The sequence below is a fragment of the Streptomyces tubercidicus genome (genome assembly GCF_027497495.1).
In the GTDB taxonomy this organism is placed as follows: Bacteria; Actinomycetota; Actinomycetes; order Streptomycetales; family Streptomycetaceae; genus Streptomyces; species Streptomyces tubercidicus.
The window spans coordinates 7,147,867-7,163,955 of sequence record NZ_CP114205.1 but is presented as its reverse complement, the minus strand read 5'-3'; the positions used below and the strand labels follow the sequence as shown (position 1 = coordinate 7,163,955).

Annotated in this window: 14 protein-coding genes; 5 read left to right on the top strand and 9 right to left on the bottom strand. The window is 72.6% G+C overall.

What is annotated here, in order from left to right:
- Positions 1-485: 485 nt before the first annotated feature.
- A complete protein-coding gene (locus tag STRTU_RS31345) occupies positions 486-1,904 on the bottom strand; it encodes a HEAT repeat domain-containing protein (RefSeq protein ID WP_159748411.1) in 1,419 nt (472 codons plus the stop codon).
- Between the two features lie 311 nt (positions 1,905-2,215).
- On the opposite strand from STRTU_RS31345, the gene STRTU_RS31340 reads away from it, so the two are divergent.
- Positions 2,216-3,682, top strand: a complete 1,467-nt coding sequence (locus STRTU_RS31340) for a PP2C family protein-serine/threonine phosphatase (RefSeq protein ID WP_159748409.1) — start codon at positions 2,216-2,218, stop codon at positions 3,680-3,682.
- Between the two features lie 31 nt (positions 3,683-3,713).
- On the opposite strand, the gene STRTU_RS31335 is transcribed toward STRTU_RS31340, so the two are convergent.
- The gene (locus STRTU_RS31335; RefSeq protein ID WP_159748407.1) at positions 3,714-5,243 is read right to left on the bottom strand and encodes a DNA-binding protein NsdB; all 1,530 of its coding nucleotides are present in this window, start codon (positions 5,241-5,243) and stop codon (positions 3,714-3,716) included.
- A 285-nt stretch (positions 5,244-5,528) separates the two neighbouring features.
- On the opposite strand from STRTU_RS31335, the gene STRTU_RS31330 reads away from it, so the two are divergent.
- Together STRTU_RS31330 and STRTU_RS31325 are read left to right on the top strand one after the other, a co-directional pair.
- Entirely contained in the window at positions 5,529-6,662 is a 1,134-nt protein-coding gene (locus STRTU_RS31330; RefSeq protein WP_159748405.1) for an aminoglycoside phosphotransferase family protein, read from the top strand.
- A gap of 356 nt (positions 6,663-7,018) precedes the next feature.
- Positions 7,019-9,025 carry an N-acetylmuramoyl-L-alanine amidase gene (locus STRTU_RS31325; protein ID WP_159748403.1) on the top strand — a complete coding sequence of 669 codons (2,007 nt, stop codon included), beginning with the start codon at positions 7,019-7,021 and terminating at the stop codon, positions 9,023-9,025.
- Between the two features lie 75 nt (positions 9,026-9,100).
- Here STRTU_RS31325 and STRTU_RS31320 read toward each other — a convergent pair whose 3' ends face one another.
- From STRTU_RS31320 to STRTU_RS31310, 3 genes are all read right to left on the bottom strand, one after another.
- The gene (locus tag STRTU_RS31320) at positions 9,101-9,601 is read right to left on the bottom strand and encodes a hypothetical protein (protein ID WP_042160224.1); all 501 of its coding nucleotides are present in this window, start codon (positions 9,599-9,601) and stop codon (positions 9,101-9,103) included.
- A gap of 98 nt (positions 9,602-9,699) precedes the next feature.
- Positions 9,700-10,095: an ACT domain-containing protein gene (locus tag STRTU_RS31315; RefSeq protein WP_159748401.1), complete on the bottom strand. Its 396-nt coding sequence runs from the start codon at positions 10,093-10,095 to the stop codon at positions 9,700-9,702.
- Between the two features lie 9 nt (positions 10,096-10,104).
- Entirely contained in the window at positions 10,105-10,713 is a 609-nt protein-coding gene (locus STRTU_RS31310; protein WP_159748399.1) for a CGNR zinc finger domain-containing protein, read from the bottom strand.
- 124 nt (positions 10,714-10,837) lie between these two features.
- On the opposite strand from STRTU_RS31310, the gene STRTU_RS31305 reads away from it, so the two are divergent.
- Positions 10,838-11,572, top strand: coding sequence for a maleylpyruvate isomerase family mycothiol-dependent enzyme (locus STRTU_RS31305; RefSeq protein ID WP_246241545.1), 735 nt, complete (start codon positions 10,838-10,840; stop codon positions 11,570-11,572).
- 36 nt (positions 11,573-11,608) lie between these two features.
- On the top strand, positions 11,609-12,349 hold the full coding sequence (locus STRTU_RS31300) for a leucine-rich repeat domain-containing protein (RefSeq protein ID WP_174879006.1): 741 nt from the start codon (positions 11,609-11,611) through the stop codon (positions 12,347-12,349).
- Positions 12,350-12,414: 65 nt separating this feature from the next.
- Here STRTU_RS31300 and STRTU_RS31295 read toward each other — a convergent pair whose 3' ends face one another.
- The 4 genes from STRTU_RS31295 to STRTU_RS31280 form a co-directional block, all read right to left on the bottom strand.
- Entirely contained in the window at positions 12,415-12,654 is a 240-nt protein-coding gene (locus STRTU_RS31295) for a DUF397 domain-containing protein (RefSeq protein ID WP_159748397.1), read from the bottom strand.
- Between the two features lie 138 nt (positions 12,655-12,792).
- Complete coding sequence (locus STRTU_RS31290) at positions 12,793-13,959, bottom strand: thiolase domain-containing protein (protein ID WP_159748395.1); 1,167 nt, start codon at positions 13,957-13,959, stop codon at positions 12,793-12,795.
- The gene (locus tag STRTU_RS31285) at positions 13,959-15,008 is read right to left on the bottom strand and encodes a thiolase domain-containing protein (RefSeq protein WP_159748393.1); all 1,050 of its coding nucleotides are present in this window, start codon (positions 15,006-15,008) and stop codon (positions 13,959-13,961) included. Before STRTU_RS31285 ends, STRTU_RS31290 begins: the two co-directional genes overlap by 1 nt.
- Positions 15,008-15,955, bottom strand: coding sequence for a Zn-ribbon domain-containing OB-fold protein (locus tag STRTU_RS31280; protein ID WP_159748391.1), 948 nt, complete (start codon positions 15,953-15,955; stop codon positions 15,008-15,010). The genes STRTU_RS31285 and STRTU_RS31280 overlap by 1 nt, the downstream gene beginning before the upstream one ends.
- Positions 15,956-16,089 lie beyond the last annotated feature (134 nt).

Here is a 16,089-nt window from a genome sequence, read left to right as displayed (position 1 = left end):
AACGTCTTCCCACGTCTTTGTCTTTCCCGCCGTGGGTGTTGCTCGCCGTTGCGCCTGCGGCGGGCCGGTCCGCTGCGCGGGGCTGTCGGGGTGCGGTGACGGACCTCCGGGGTAGGGGTGTGGGACTGCTTCGCTTTACGTCCCACACCCCTACCCCTCCGGCCCGTCACCTCCCGTGGAGTGGGTGGAAAACCCTGGTGGGACTGCACGCCGGTGGTCCACCACTCCTCGCGCGAAGCAGGAGAGAAACGTCCTACGGACGCCCGCCCCCACCCACCTGAACTCACTCCCCCCACGGGAGGGGACGGGCCGGAGGGGCCTGGTGTGTGGACGTAAAGCGAAGCAGTCCACACACCAGGCCCCGGAGGCCCGTCACCGCACCCGACACCCACCCGCCCGCCGCAGGCGCAACGGCGAACAACCACCACGGCGGGGAGGCCGAAAACGTGGGGCAAAGGCAAAGCGCAGCGAAACGTGGGAAGAGCTCAGGACCCCTCGGGTCCAATGCGACTACGGACCGCCGTCTGGACCTCGTCCTCCTCGGCCGGGTCGGCGGCAAGGCGCCGTAGTTGTTCCTCGACCCGGTCATCGCCGGTGGCAGCGTGCCGAGCGGCTAGTTCGCGGGTGGTTTCCTCGCAGTCCCACAGGCATTCGACGGCGAAGCCGGACGCGAAGCCGGGGTCGGTGGTGGCGAGGGCGCCGGCGGCGCGGCCGCGGAGGTGGGAGGAGGAGGTTTCGCGGTAGATGTGGCGCAAGACGGGGGCGGCGCAGTTCACGCCCAGGCGGCCGGTGCCGTCGACCAGGTCCCACAGGCCGTCCGCGTCCGGCCCCTCTTCTCGTACGGTCCTGCGCAGGGCGGCCAGCACATGCTCGGCGTCGCGCCGCGCGCCACGGCGGGCGAGGACCGCGGCGGCGGCCGCACCGAGGCGGTCCGGGCGGGGCGCCCAGAGGCGGGCGCGCTCGACGGCGGCCACACTGCGCATCCGCGCGAAGGCGGCGAGCGCGGCGGAGGCCAGCTGGTCGGAGGAGAAGGGGTCGGCGGCGGCGTTCTCGATCAGATCGAGGGTCTCGGGGTCGCCGCGCTCGGCGAGGTGGTGGAGGACGGCGGCGCGTGCCGCGTCCGGGGCGCTGCGCGCGGCGCGCAGCAGTTCGGGGCGGTCCTCGGGGCCGGCGACGGCGCCCAGGCAGCGGGCGGCGGCGTGGTGCCGTTGCTCGGCGGGCTCCAGGTCCAGGCCCTGCTGGGCCCACGCCAGCACCTCGGTAACGCTCCAGCCGGGGCGCGGTCCGCTGGGCCGCAGCTGACGCTGCCAGCGGTCGAAGGAGCCCTGTTCACCGGCGGCGGCCAGCCGCGCACCGTAGCGGGGGTCCTCGGCCCACAGCCGCCAGGGCCGGGGCTCGAAGGCGTCGCGCACGGCGGCGGCCAGCTCGGCCTCGCCCTGCTCGGTCTCGGGGAAGCGGGCGAGGACGGCGGGGGCGAGGGTCATCAGCCCGGCGTCGTCGTCACGCAGCGCAAGCTCGTCGAGGGCCCAGCGCCAGTTGCTGCCGGCCGCGGCATAGCTGCGCAGCAGCAGACGGGCGGCGTCCCTGCCGTAGGCGGCGAGGTGGCCGAGGACGGCGAGGGCGAGGCCCGTGCGCTCCTCGCCGGTGTCGACCAGGTCGTCCGGGTGGAAGAGATGGCGTTCGACCTGCTCAAGCCCGCCGTCGAGCTGCATGTAGAGGCGTGCGTAGTAGAGCGAGCGGTTCTCCACCTGCCAGTCACGCCGGGGGTCGCGCAGCACGCTGTCGTTGAGTGCCGCGAGCGCCTCGGCCCGCGGCGCCGCGAGGGCATGCAGGGTCCCGTCGCCGCGGCCTCGCTGCAGGAGGCCGAGCAGGGTGCCACTGGGCGCTATGTCTGGATCGAACATGAGGTCAGCATCCGGTGCGGGGGGCGGGCTGGCAACGGGATTTCCGCTGACCGGCATTCTTGCCGGTGACCACGGACCGTATTCCTCGTTCCCACCATGGATCGACGGGAACGCCTGCGTACGGCGGCCGAAGCCTAGCGTGGAAGCCGATATTCCGCCGATTCGGCCCGAGGTCGACCCAGGAGGGCCGGGGGCATATGCCGGATGCACCACCGTATCGGGTAGTGCCAAATCCCTTACGGACCGTCGCCGCCTGTGCAACAGTCGTTACCGGCCCTTCAGCCCGGCGCCGCCTGATCACGGAGTACGTCATGCCGTCCCCTCTCTTCGCGGATCACTCAGCCGACCGGCCCCCCGAGCGTGAGACGGTCGAGGCACTCATCACGCAGGCCCGCCGCCTGCGCGGTGGCCTCGACGCGGTCCGCCGGGAGTCCACGGTGGACACCGATCTCGCCACCGACCCCCAGCTGCGCTGGCAGCGGGCCCTGTGCGATCTCGCGGTGCACCACCTCGACGACCTCGGCGGCCATCTCGACCAGCTGAGAGAGGGCCTGCCCCCCGAGGGCACGGACGACCGGGCAGCGGAGGCCGAGTCGCCGGCCGCCCCGCCGGAGCCCGAGCCCCATGAGCGGGGCGCGCTGCTGCGCCGAGTGGGCAGCGCCGAGTGGAATCTGCTCACCGATGAGGTCAGCTGGTCCGACGAGCTCTTCGCGATCTTCGGCCGGGCCCCGGCGGACGGCCCGCTCACCCTCGACGAACTGCCGTCCCTGGTCCACCCCGAGGACCAGGAGGGGCTGGCCACGATGGTCACGGACTGTCTGGTGGACGGCCGCCCGATCGACGGCGAATTCCGCATCGTGCGGCCGGACGGAAGTCCGCGCACGGTGCACATGGTGGGCGAGCCGGTGCTCGACGCCGACGGCAGTACCGCGTGTATGTGGGCCGTGCTGCGGGACGTCAGCGAGCTGCGCCGCAGCCAGCAGGCGGTACGCGAGACCCGTGACTCGCTGCACCGCGAGCGGCAGATCGCGCAGACCGAGCACCGGCTTGCGGTCGAGCTGCAGGAGGCTGTGCTACCGCCGTGGCGCGGCTCCCTGCGGTTCCCGCACGGCGGCCCGGTGGCCCTCGACCTCGCCGGCCGCTATCTGCCGTCCGGCACCCGCGCCCTGATCGGCGGGGACTGGTACGACGCACTGCAACTCCCGGACGGCAGCACCCTGCTGAGCGTCGGCGACCTCACCGGGCACGGCGTCACGGCCACCTCCGGAATGGCGATGGTGCTCGGTGCGCTGCGCGGGATGGCGGTCGCCGGGCACCGGCCGGGACCGCTGATGGGCTTCCTCAACCAACTGCTGGACACCGCTGCCCAGCCGGCGCTGGGCAGCGCGGTGTGCGGCCGGTTCGACCCCGCCGCGCGGACGCTGGAGTGGGCCCAGGCGGGGCACCCCGCACCGCTGCTGTTCCGCGGCGGCACGGGGCGCACGCTGGACCCGCCCGAGGGCGTACTCCTCGGGGCGACCTCGGGTGCGTCCTACACCCAGCACACCGAGCAACTGGAGCCCGGCGACCTCCTCGTCCTGCACACCGACGGCCTGGTCCCGCGCCGTGCGCAGGGCGCGGATGCCGCCCATGAGGGTGCCGAGCGGCTGCTCGCCCTGGCACCGCGGTTCGCCGCCACGCGCAGCGCCCAGGACTGCGTGCGTATCGTCGTCGAGGAGTTCGGCACGGCCGAGCGCGAGGACGACGCATGTGTGCTGATCGCCCGGGTCGGCGGCTGACACACCGTCATCCCTCGCGTCACCGCCCGCCTCAGACCGGGAACTTGCTCCCGACGCCCGTGCCGATGCCTGGGCCCAGGCCCGATCCCTTGGACTTGGGCTTCGCCTTCGGCAGGACATGCTGGATCTCCTCGCGCAGGTCCTTGATGTTGGCGTAGTTCGCGTACTGCCCCGTGAGCCGGAACATTTCGCGGAGCCGGTCCCAGGTGCGATGCGAGGAGTTCTCCCCGATGGACACCAGCGCCAGCCGCGCGTAACGGTCGGCCTGTTCGGGGTCGTTGCCGATGAAGCAAGCCGACGCCATCGAGAGATAGTCGAAGATCTGTGACCGCTGGTGGCCGCCGGCCCGCAGCGTCAGGGCCCGCTTGGCGTGGTGCTGAGCCACCCTGGCGACCGAGGGGTCATGGTCGGCGAGGGTACGGAACGCCAGCGCCTGCATACCGTGCATATCCGCCTCGTCGAACATCTGCATCCAGCTCGGCGGCGGCACATCGCCCTTGTCCGAGACGAAGAGATCCTCCGCCTCGCCCAAGGTGCGGCGCATCGCCTGGCCGTGTCCCTTGGACGCCTGCGCCCAGGCCTCGATGGTGTGCAGCATGGCGCGGGTGCGCGGCAGGGTCTCCTCACCGGAACCGGACTTGGCCAGCTTCATCAGATCCAGCGCGTCGTCCGGGCGGCCCAGATGGACCATCTGGCGGGCGGCGCGGGAGAGCGCCTCGCCGGCCCGGGGGCGGTCGCCGCCCTCGCGGGCCGCATGGGCGGCGATGATGAAGTACTTCTGGGCGGTGGGCTCCAGGCCCACGTCATGGGACATCCAGCCGGCCAGCACCGCCAGATTGGCGGCCACGCCCCACAGCCTGCGCTGCAGATGCTCGGGGTGGCGGTAGGCGAGCATGCCGCCCACCTCGTTGAGCTGGCCCACCACGGCCTTGCGCTGCAGTCCGCCGCCACGGGCCGCGTCCCAGGCGCGGAACACCTCGACCGAGCGCTCCAGCGCATCGATCTCCTGCGACCCCACAGGGGCCGCCTCGTAGCGGTCGAGGCCGATCTGGTCGAGTTCGTCGAGGGAGTCGGAAGCGAACGGGTTGTCGTGGCGTGGGGCGCCGGACGGTGTCGGGTCGGTGTGCAGCCAGTCGTACATGGCGCCGGTGAGTGCGGAACCCGCGGCGAGTGCGGCGCCCGCACCCACCAAGCCGCGTCGGTTGAGCATGAGGTCCATTCCCGTGAATTCCGTGAGGACCGCGGCGGTCCGTTCGGGAGCCCACGGCAGACCGTCCATGGCCTGCCGCTTCCCCGAGCGACCGGTTCTCGCGAACCCGAGGTCCTCGATGGTTACGACACGGCCGAGGCGCTCGGTGAACAGGGAAGCCAGAACCTTGGGCACCGGATCGCGCGGGGTCTCCCCCATATCGATCCAGCGCCGCACTCGTGAGGTGTCGGTCGCCAGCTGCGGATGGCCCATGGCCGCCGCCTGCCGGTTGACCAGTCTCGCCAGCTCTCCCTTGGACCAGCCGGCCAGGCCGAAAAGGTCCGCGAGACGGGTGTTCGGCTGCCTGTCCACGTCAAGCCCCCAGGTTCCTCGACTGAGTTGACAGTAACGGCCCGTGACATGCGCTGTGTCGATTCGCCAGGGTTCGCCAGGGTGCGCCAGATGGTCTGCCACCCGTAGCCACGTGTTCTGTAGACATGCCGCCCCCGGCCTGGTGGCGGGACCGCATTCCCCAGGGTGCGCGCCCTTCACGGGGACCCTGGATCGGCCTCCTGCACGGGGCCCGTTCACGGGTTCCCACCACCGGGCCGGGGAGCGCACGCAACTCGCCGGCGCACGAAGGGATCTGTCTCACCCATGTATGCAGCATCGTCCGCCGTGACCGTCCCCACCCGGCCGCACCGCCCGCACCCCAGCGGAGGGGGGCCGTATCTCGATCCCTCCCCTTCCGCGGGGGCGGTCACGGGGCTCCCCGGCGGCCGTACCCGGCGGGCGCAGGGGCTGGGCGCCCAACCGCTCAGCGGGCGGCTCGACTTGTCCGGCCCGCAGGGCGCCCAGCTGCGCGCCGCGGTCGCCTCGGTGCACCGCATCTGCCCGGAGTTCAACCCGGTGCAGGTCCTGCGCCGCAGCAGCAGATCCGTTCTCCTGGTCGGGACGACGGGGCGGATGACCGCGGTCGCGAAGTGTTTACTGGACCAGTCTCCGGCCTGGGCGGACAGGTTCCGGCAGGAAATAAGTGCATACCGCGCATTCGTCCGGCATCGTCCGCCGGTTCGGGTGCCGCGGCTGGTGGCGGCCGACCCCGACAACTGCACGCTCATCATGGAGCGGATGCCCGGCCGGGTCGCGGCCCTGACCCGGCATCCGTCCGAGGCCCCGCCCCGTGCGGACGTCCGCTCGGCGCTCGGCGCGATCTGCCGGATCAATCTCTGGCGTCCGCCGGCCGGGCTGTTCGACACCCCGCTCGACTACGCGGGCCGGATCGGCCGTTACCACGACCTGGGGCTGCTCACCGACCGGGACCTGGGCGATCTGCAGAAGCTGATGCACGGTCTGTCGCACACCCAGGGCCAGTTCTGTCACGGCGATGCGCTGCTCAACAACGTACTGCTGTCCCCCGCGGGTCCGGTGCTGCTGGACTGGGACAGCGCGGGCTGGTACCTGCCGGGCTACGACCTGGCGACGCTGTGGTCGGTGCTCGGTGACGCGCCGGTGGCCCGCCGCCACATCAGCCAGCTCGCCCAGAACGCGGGACCGGCCTCGCGGGACGCCTTCCTGGTGAATCTGATGCTGGTGCTCACCCGCGAGATCCGGCGCTATGAGACGGCGATCCAGCGGACCATGCGCGAGCCCGCGCCGACGGGGACACCGGGTCCGGGACACCCGGGTGTGCCCACGGCTGGCGAGGAGCAGCGGCTGCTCCTGCGCCGACTGCACGACGACTGCCAGATGGCGCGGCGTGCGGTACGGGCGGCGGTCGGCACCCGCTGACCGCCGAGGGGGGACTGTGAGCGGCGCACCCGGGCACGGGGTGCGCCGCTCACCCATGTGCTCCGATGCCGGTCACCGGCTCTTCTCTCCGGCCGTCCGCGGGCCGTGGCGGGACCAATGGCTCCGGGGCATTGGTCCATTCCACTGACGCTCCGCGGGCCCGGCACCGCTGCGGGAAGGCTCCTCTGGAGACGCCCTGACATGCGGAATCCCGAACCGGCAGGGTGATTGACGGACCGTCGGCAAACGGATAGCTCTATGCCGACAGGGGGCTCTAGTCTCGGGTCCCGCCCGTGCGGCCGTTTGCGCACCCACCGTCACACCGCCCCGGTTCGGGCCGGCTCAAGGAGGTTGCTTTGCAAGGATCCGCCCCGGAAGACGAGAAGAGAGTCCCCCGCCCCGCCCTGCGGAAATCCGCCACCGCCGTCGCGGCCGCGGTCCTGCTGCTGCCGCTCTCGGGAGCGCCGTCCGCGCAGGCCGGGCAGCCCCGGACGGACACGCTGCAACGGGCCTTCACCGAGGCCGCCGACCGCTTCCATGTGCCGCGCAGTGTGCTGCTCGGCGTCTCGTATCTGGAGTCCCGCTGGGACACTCACGGCGGCGCGCCCAGTGTCTCCGGGGGCTACGGTCCGATGCATCTGACCGACGCCCGTACGGCCGTGACGCGGACGCCCGAGTTCAGCCAGGGCGACGAGGACGCACGCGGCGACGGGTCGCGGGCCCGTAAGCGAGTGCCGTCCGGTGCGGCGCGGCGAGCCGCGCTGCCCACCGAACTCCCGGCCCGGCTCCTGACGTTGCCGGCGGCCGCGAAGCTGACCGGGATTCCGGCCGCGAAGCTGCGCACCGACCCCGCGGCGAATGTGCTCGGCGGTGCGGCGCTGCTCGCCGCGGAGCAGCGCAAGCTGGGCGTGGCCGCCGGAAGCGATCCGGCGCGGTGGTATGCGGCGGTGGCGCGCTATGGCGGCCAGGACAGTGCGCGCAGCGGAAAGGCGTTCGCGGACGAGGTGTACGCGGTGCTGCGCCAGGGCCAGGCCCGCCGCACCGACACGGGACAGCGGGTGACGCTGGCCGCCGCGCCGGGTCTGGCTCCCGACACCGCGCAGCAGAAACGTCTCAGCGCGTCGGCGACCAAGGCCCCAGAGGCGCGCGCCGGCCGCAAACCGGAGTGCCCGCATCACGTCGCCTGCGAGTCCGTACCGGCGCCGTACGAGGAGTTCGGCGACGGTGACTACGGCAACCACGACAAGGCGGACCGCCCGGCGGACCAGCGGGTCCGTGCCATCGTCATCCATGACACCGAGGGGTCCTGGGAGACCACGCTCAAGCTCATCAAGGACCCGGCGTATGTGTCCTGGAACTACACCATCCGCTCCTCGGACGGGCTGATCGCCCAGCATGTGCCCACCAAGGACGTGGCCTGGCACGCGGGCAACTGGTACATCAACTCGCACTCCGTCGGCATCGAGCACGAGGGCTTCCTGGCCGCGCCGGACGCCTGGTACACGGAGGCGATGTACCGCGCCTCGGCCCGGCTGGTGAAGTATCTGAGCCGCAAGTACGACGTGCCGCTCGACCGGCAGCACATCCTGGGGCACGACAATGTGCCCGCCACGACGACGGCCACCATCCCGGGCATGCACACCGACCCCGGCCCGTACTGGGACTGGGCGCACTACTTCGCCCTGCTGGGCAAGCCGTTCAAGGCCACCGCGGGCCCAGGTGGCGGGCTGGTCACCATCCGCCCCGACTACGACGAGAACCAGCCGCCGTACACCGGCTGCGTGAAGGCCGGTGACAGCTGTGCACCGCACGGCTCCACGGCGGTCCGGCTCCACAGCGCGCCGGACGAGGACGCGCCGCTGGTCAAGGACGTCGGACTGCATCCGAACGGCGGCGACTCGACGATCGGTGTGAACGACACGGGCGCCCGCGCCACGACGGGGCAGCGGTTCGCGGTGGCCGGCCGGTCCGGCGACTGGACGGCGATCTGGTACCTCGGGCAGAAGGCGTGGTTCCACAATCCGCCTGACGAGCCGGTGGCGGTGCACGCCAAGGGGCTGATCGCCACGCCGAAGGACGGCCGGCAGGAGATCCCGGTCTACGGCCGGGCGTACCCGGAGAAGGAGGCCTACCCGGCCGGGGTCCCGTACCAGGCGGTCTCCCCGCTGCCGTACAAGCTCGCCGCCGGCCAGAAGTACGCCGTCGGGGGCCGGATGCGGGGCGACTACTTCTACTCGCCGACCTTCGATGTCACCAAGCACGCGATCGTGCGCGGCGAGGACGTCTACTACGAGATCCAGGTCGGGCACCGGGTCGGCTATGTGCGGGCGGCCGATGTCGAGGTGCGGTCCTCGGATTCGTAGCGGCTGTCGGGTGAGCGCATCGCGCCCGGTGGACGGTTCCCCCGTCCACCGGGCGCGATCATGTCCGCTCCGGGCTCAGCCCTGTTGGAACAGCTCCGCCGGCAGCGGCTTGAGCAGGGCGTAGAGGTCGTCGGTGATCGGCCGGTCCCAGCTGGCGATGGTGACCAGCACACCGTCGCTGCGGTCGAACTGGGCGCAGGAGATCCGGCTCTCGGAGCACTTGATGCGCTTGACGATCAGCAGGTTGTCGTCGTGCATCACGGGGGTGTCCTCGCTCTCGACGACCGTCACCGGTTCGTCGTTGCCGAGCGCCGCGAGCAGCTGGGCCACCTCGAAGGGCACCTGGTCGTCCTCCAGCTCGCGGGCCGGGGAGCCTTCCGGCAGATTGCCGATGATCATCGCGGGGCCGCGGCCGCCGAACAGGTCGTAGCGGAGGAAGACGCCCTGGCAGCTCCCGTCGGGCGCGGGCAGCAGCCCGGCTCCGAGATTGCCCGGCCAGTCCCCGGGGTCCATGGCGAGGACGTCGAAGTCAGGCCCGGCGGGCGTGGCTGCGCTGCGGCGGCGGAGGAAGGACATGCCGCCATCGTACGTGGCCCGGCCGGGCGCGCCGCGCCGACGTCGGGGTCAGCGACACCTCGCGCACGGGGCCGCCGCCCGCTCCGTGGCCGGTGGTTTCAGGCCGGGTCGGCCAGTGCGCGCAGCCGGCGCAGCGCCTCGTCGGCCGCGGCATACGGCACGAAGAGGTGATCGTGGTGGAAGCCCGCGACGACATTGCAGCTGAGGCCGGCCTGGGCGAGTGCGGTGGCGACGGCGGCGGTCAGTCCGACGGCGTCCAGCGCGGAGTGCACCCGCAGGGTGATCCAGGCGGCGACATAGTCGTACGCCAGGCCCACGCGATCGGCCTCTTCCTGGTGGACGACGAGGGTGCGGCCCTCGGGCTCGGAGACGGTGACCACCGGCGTCAGCCCCTCGGGGACCTCGCCGGGGACGCTGGCGAAGACGTAGCAGCCCTCGTTCCGTTCGGGACGCATCCCGCTCAGCAGGGTCCGGAGATCGCGTTCGCCTGTCATGCCACCAGCCTACGGGGCGTCGCCGCGGGCTCCCCGACGTCGCTCGTGGTGCCGGGCGACCCGGGCGCGGTTGCCGCATGCGGGGGTGCACCACTCCTGGCGGGCGTGGTCCTTCACGAAGTAGCGCACACAGCGCGGGGCGGGGCAGGCGCGCAGCAGGGCGCGGTCCGGCCCGTCGAGGAAGGTGAGGGCGGCGCGGGCCAGTGCGGCGACGATCCGGTCGGCGGGCGGCGGGGAGCCGGCCGGCCGCAGCCGCAGCGTGGGCCGTGCGTCCGGCTCCCAGCTGAGCCGGGGCACCGTGGGGACCAGGGCCGCGGCGGCGTTCAGCCGGCGGATCGCCTCCGCTTCCGGGAGCAGCCGGTGGGCGTCGGCGGAGCTGGGCGGTCCCGGCCGGACGGCGCGGGCGAACAACGACCGGACCGCGGCCCGCAGCTCCCGTACGGCGGTGTGCAGCGCCTCGTCCACGGTGACCGGCGGCTCGGCGCAGTCCAGCGGCGCGGCCCGTTCGCGTACCCAGACCGCGAGCCCTTCCGGGTCGGCCAGGTCGTCGGTGATGCCGCCGTGCCCGTCGTGGCGGAGGGTGACGGTGAGGTCCAGGGCGAGCCGTGTTGCGGTCATGGGGCTAATGGTAACGTCGCTGATCACCATTAACCGGTTGAGGGGGCGGTGTGGACTACCTGCGTCAACTGCTGTGTGATCACGCGGCCTTCGGGGGCGGGGCGCCCGCAACGAAGGAGCTGCTGTGACACCGACGACGGAGCACAGGATGCCGGCCGAGGCGGTACGGGCCGCGATCGAGGAGGGGCAGGAGCGGCTGCGCGCCCTGCTGCCCGCTCTGACCGACGACGGGGTGCGGGAGCCCAGCGAGTTGCCCGGCTGGTCGCGCGCCCATGTCCTCTCGCATATCGAGGGCGTGGCGCTGGCCCTGGCCCGGCAGGCCCGTTATGCGCTGCGCGGTGCGCTGATCGAGCCGTACGACGGCGGCCGCCCGGCGCGCGCCGCCGCGATCGAGGCGGGAGCGCTGCGGGACGCGGCGGCGCTGCGGGACGCCGTACGGGTCGCGCTGGCCGAGGCGTCCGCGGCCTGGGCGGCGGCCGGTCCGGCCGACTGGTCGCGGCCGGTGCGGCACCGCGACGGCGATCTGCGCTCCGCATTGCTGGCCTGGTGGCGGGAGTTGGAGATCCACACGGCGGACGCCCGGATCGGCCACGGCCCGCGGGACTGGCCCCGGGAGCTGTGCCACCATCTCCTGGACCAGATGGCGCCGCGCGTCCCCCGGGACATCCACCTCGTGCTGACGGCCACGGACGACACGCCGTCGCGGCAGTACGGCCCCGGCGACGCGCCGACGCTCACCGTGACCGGCCCGCTCACCGACCTCGCGGCCTGGCTGACCGGCCGCCGCCCGCACCACCCGCTCGACTGCCGACGGTCGGGAACGGCGGCCCCGCTGCCCGAACTGCTCGGCTGGCCGTAGCGGGTCCGGCACCGACTTCCGGAAGGAATCTCGCCCATGCCTCTCCACGGGTCCGACAGTTCCCCCGTTCTGAATCTCTGGAAGGCGGGCCTGAGCGCGGTACCGCCAGAGGTCTGGCGGCGCGTGGACTGGGAGGTGCTGATCCTGGCCGACAACGCGCTGACCGAGGTTCCGGCGGCACTCGGTCGGCTGCGTGTGCTGCACACCCTCGATCTCGGTCACAACTCCCTGACCGTGGTCCCCGACGAGATCGGTGAGCTCGCCGGGCTGACCCGCTTCCTCTATCTGCACGACAACCGGCTCACCGCGCTGCCGGACGCCCTCGGCGGACTGAACCGGCTCGGCTATCTCAACGTCGGCGAAAATCCGCTCGGGCGGCTGCCGGCTGCGCTGGGCGAGATGGCGGGGCTGGTCGAACTCCGTGCGCAGCAGGCGGGGCTGAGCGAGCTCCCGGAGTCGCTGGGGCGGCTCGGGCGGCTGCGGGAGCTGTGGCTGGGGGGCAATGCGCTGACGGCACTGCCCGGGAGCCTCGCGGGGCTGCGTGAACTGCGGGTGCTGGAGCTGCGGGACAACGCGCTTCCCCACGTCCCGGAGTCGCTGCGTACCCTGCCGCTGCTACGCCGGATCGATCTGCGCGGCAACCGGGTCGCGGAGTTGCCGCCCTGGATCGCCCGGCTTCCGTCGCTGGAGAAGCTCGATCTGCGGTGGAACACCGTGGCGGACGAGGCGGAGCCGGTCCGGGCGCTCCGGGAACGCGGGTGCGTGGTACTCACCTGACCGCAGGCGCTCCCCCGCGCCCTTGCCCGGCGCCTGGGCGTGTCCTGCGCCTCGGGCGACACGCCCTACGTGAGGTCGAAGGCGCCCTCACGTGCGTCGAGGACGAAGGCGCGCCACTCGGCGGGGGTGAAGATCACCGCCGGGATCTCGGGGCTGCGGCGGTTGCGCATCGCGATATAGCCCTCGACGAAGGCGATCTGGACGCCGCCCACGCCCTGGGGGCTCGACTGCCACTCGGCCTGCGTCAGATCGAGATCGGGCCTGGGCCCGCCCACCAGCCGCTGCTCCGTGATGCTGTCGGTCACGTGTCCCGCACCTCCCGGTTCGTCGTCCGCGGTCAGCCTAACCACTGTGTCCGGGGACGGACAGGGGACGTGGCGAGGCGGTGGAGTGGTGATCCGCCGACGGGCGCGCCGGCCGGGCGCGCCCGCCTCCGGCGGCGGTCAGCCGGGCGGCGTGTCGGCGCCCACCAGCCACATCGCGAAGAACTGGGAGCCACCTCCGTAGGCGTGTCCCAACGCCCTGCGGGCGCCGTCGACTTGGTGGTCGCCGGCCCGGCCGCGTACCTGGAGGGCGGCCTCCGCGAAGCGGATCATGCCGGAGGCGCCGATGGGGTTGGTGGACAGCACCCCGCCGGAGGGGTTGACGGGAAGGGCGCCGTCGAGTTCGGTGACGCCGGACTCGGTGAGTTTCCAGCCCTCGCCCTCCTCGGCGAAGCCCAGGTTCTCCAGCCACATCGGCTCGTACCAGGAGAACGGGACGTACATCTCCACCGCGTCGATCTCCCGGCGCGGGTCGGTGATACCCGCCTGCCGGTAGACATCGGCGGCGCAGTCCTTGCCTGCCTGCGGCGAGACGAAGTCCTTGCCGGCGAAGAGGGTGGGTTCGCTGCGCATCGCCCCGCCGTGCACCCAGGCCGCCGGGTGCGGTGCGCGGGCGGCCCCGGTGCGGTCGGTGAGGATCATGGCGCAGGCCCCGTCGGAGGACGGACAGGTCTCGGAGTAGCGGATCGGGTCCCAGAGCATCGGGGATGCCTGGACCTTTTCGAGGGTGAGGTCCGTTTCGTGGAGGTGGGCGTAGGGGTTCTTGAGGGCGTTGCGGCGGTCCTTGTAGGCGACGAGGGAGCCGATGGTGTCCGGTGCGCCGGTGCGCCTCATGTACGCGCGGACGTGCGGGGCGAAGAAGCCGCCGGCGCCGGCGAGCAGCGGCTGCTGGAAGGGGACCGGCAGGGAGAGGCCCCACATGGCGTTGGACTCGGACTGCTTCTCGAAGGCGAGGGTGAGGACGGTGCGGTGGACGCGGGCGGCGACGAGGTTGGTGGCGACCAGGGCGGTGGAACCACCGACCGAGCCGGCGGTGTGCACCCGCAGCATCGGTTTGCCGACGGCGCCCAGGGCGTCGGCGAGATACAGCTCCGGCATCATCACGCCCTCGAAGAAGTCGGGGGCCTTGCCGATCACCACGGCGTCGATGTCCGCCCAGGTCAACTCGGCGTCGTCCAGGGCGCGCCGGGCGGCCTCGCGGACGAGTCCGGCGAGCGAGACATCGCGGCGGGCGGCGACATGCCGGGTCTGTCCGATGCCGATGACGGCCACGGGCTCCTTGCTCATCACTCACCCTCCAGGACGGCGACCAGGTTCTGCTGCAGACACGGCCCGGATGTCGCATGGGCGAGTGCGCGGTCGGATTCGCCCCGGTGGATGCGGGCGGCGGCCTCGCCGAGGCGGATCAGCCCGGCGGCCATGATCGGGTTGGCGGCGAGCGGGCCGCCGGACGGGTTGATCCGGACCGTGCTGTCCGGCGCGTCGAGCTTCAGCGCGCGGCGCAGCACGACTTCCTGGGAGGTGAAGGGAGCGTGCAACTCGGCGGTGTCCACCGGCCATTGGAAGGCGCCCGCCCGTTCGGCGGCGAGCCGGGTGGACGGTGAGTCGGTGAGGTCGCGGACACCCAGGCTGTGTGCCTCGATGCGGTGGTCGAGGCCGCGTATCCAGGCGGGGCGTTCGGTCAGCCGCCGGGCGGTGTCGCCGACGGCAAGGACGACGGCGGCCGCGCCGTCGCCGATGGGCGGGCAGTCGCCGGTGCGCAGCGGGGCGACGAGGTGTTCGCCGGGCGGTACGGCGCCGCGCAGCTGGGCGTGCGGGTTGGCTTCGGCGGCCGCGCGGCTGCGGGCCGCGATTCCGGCCAGTGCCCGCTCGTCGGTGAGTCCCGCGTCGATCAGGGCCTGGGCCTGGAGGGCGGCGAGCGCGACCGAGTCGGGCCACAGCGGGGCCACGTAGTAGGGGTCGAGCTGGCGGGTGAGGACCTCGCGGACGTCGCCCGGCGAGGACTTGCCGTACGCGTAGACCAGCGCGGTCTCGGCCTCGCCGGTGAGGAGCTTCACCCATGCCTCGTACAGTGCCCAGGCGCCGTCCGTCTCGACATGGGATTCGGAGATCGGTGGCCAGGCGCCGACGCCGTCCAGGGCCATGGTGAAGGAGAAGGCGCGGCCGGCGAGGTAGTCGGAGGAGCCGGAGCAGGTGAAGCCGATGTCCCGGGCGGCCAGGCCGGTCCGGTCCAGCACCTCGTGCAGTACCGGCATGAGCATCTCCACCTCGGAGGTCTCCGCGCTGTCGCGGACATGATCGCTCTGCCCGAAGGCGACGATGGCGACCTCGCGCATCAGATCAGCTCCTTGTAGCTGTCGTAGTCGGCATCGGGTTCGCCGGTGGGGCGGTAGTGGTCGGGGAAGCGACTGCGCTCGGTCCATACGGGTTCCACCCGCAGCCCCATGCGGACCCGGTCGTACGGGATGCCGCCGATCCGGGCGTGCAGGGCCAGGTCGGCGCCGTCCAGGGCGATATGGGCGTAGACGTACGGGACCTCGATATCGAGGTTCTTGGCCTTGATGTTGACGATGCAGAAGGTGGTCACGGTGCCGCGGGGGCCGACCTCGACCCGGGTGTCGGTGGCGACGCCGCAGGTGGGGCAGGCGCCGCGGGGCGGGACGTAGACCTTGCGGCAGGAGGGGCAGCGCTCGCCGGTGATCCGGTGGTCGGTGAGGGCCTGGAGGTAGCGGGACTGGGCGCGGCCGGGCGCGTAGGTGTAGTCGAGCCGGGCGGGGGTGGTGATGCCGGTGACCGGGTCCGCGAACTCCCCGCGGTGCGGGGCCGGTTCGGCCTCGCCGCGGGGGCTGTCGTCCGGTTCGAAGCAGGCGAGGTCGGTGATCGCGCCGGTGCGCTCGGCGGCCCAGCGGATGCGCACCCGCATGCCGGTGTGGACCGCGTCGGGGCCGGGCGCGTCCAGTGCGTGCAGCAGTGCGGTGTCGGCGCCGTCGAGCCGGACCAGGACCCAGGCGAAGGGGGTGGCGAGCGGCTGGCCGCGGCGGGGGGACGGGTTCCAGGCCCAGGTGGTGACGGTGCCGCGGCTGCCCACCTCGACCAGCTCGCGGATCTCCTCGGCGGTGACCGGGTCGTACTCGGTGGGCGGTACGACCACCCGGCCGTCGCTCGCCGTCACACCGAGGACGGTGCGCTCGCGCAGCCCGGTGAGGAAGGCGCTCTGGACCGGGCCGAGGGAGCGGGTGAAGGGGAATTCCACGACGAGGGGCGCCGTGAGGACCTCGGACATACGGGACTCCTAGGGGGTGTCTTCCCGATCAGGCCGGATCAGGGAGCGGGGTGTGGTGCGTGCGTTCGCAAGGCGGAGGAGGGAGTCGACGCGGAGCGTCGGCGAGTGACGACAACGCGGCGAGCGTGCGTGCC

Coding starts and splice junctions, on each gene's coding strand:
- STRTU_RS31330 (WP_159748405.1), top strand. CDS start 5,529: ATGTATGCAGCATCGTCCGCCGTGACCGTCCCCACCCGGCCGCACCGC.
- STRTU_RS31345 (WP_159748411.1), bottom strand. CDS start 1,904: ATGTTCGATCCAGACATAGCGCCCAGTGGCACCCTGCTCGGCCTCCTG.
- STRTU_RS31310 (WP_159748399.1), bottom strand. CDS start 10,713: ATGACCGCAACACGGCTCGCCCTGGACCTCACCGTCACCCTCCGCCAC.
- STRTU_RS31340 (WP_159748409.1), top strand. CDS start 2,216: ATGCCGTCCCCTCTCTTCGCGGATCACTCAGCCGACCGGCCCCCCGAG.
- STRTU_RS31300 (WP_174879006.1), top strand. CDS start 11,609: ATGCCTCTCCACGGGTCCGACAGTTCCCCCGTTCTGAATCTCTGGAAG.
- STRTU_RS31285 (WP_159748393.1), bottom strand. CDS start 15,008: ATGCGCGAGGTCGCCATCGTCGCCTTCGGGCAGAGCGATCATGTCCGC.
- STRTU_RS31320 (WP_042160224.1), bottom strand. CDS start 9,601: ATGTCCTTCCTCCGCCGCCGCAGCGCAGCCACGCCCGCCGGGCCTGAC.
- STRTU_RS31280 (WP_159748391.1), bottom strand. CDS start 15,955: ATGTCCGAGGTCCTCACGGCGCCCCTCGTCGTGGAATTCCCCTTCACC.
- STRTU_RS31315 (WP_159748401.1), bottom strand. CDS start 10,095: ATGACAGGCGAACGCGATCTCCGGACCCTGCTGAGCGGGATGCGTCCC.
- STRTU_RS31290 (WP_159748395.1), bottom strand. CDS start 13,959: ATGAGCAAGGAGCCCGTGGCCGTCATCGGCATCGGACAGACCCGGCAT.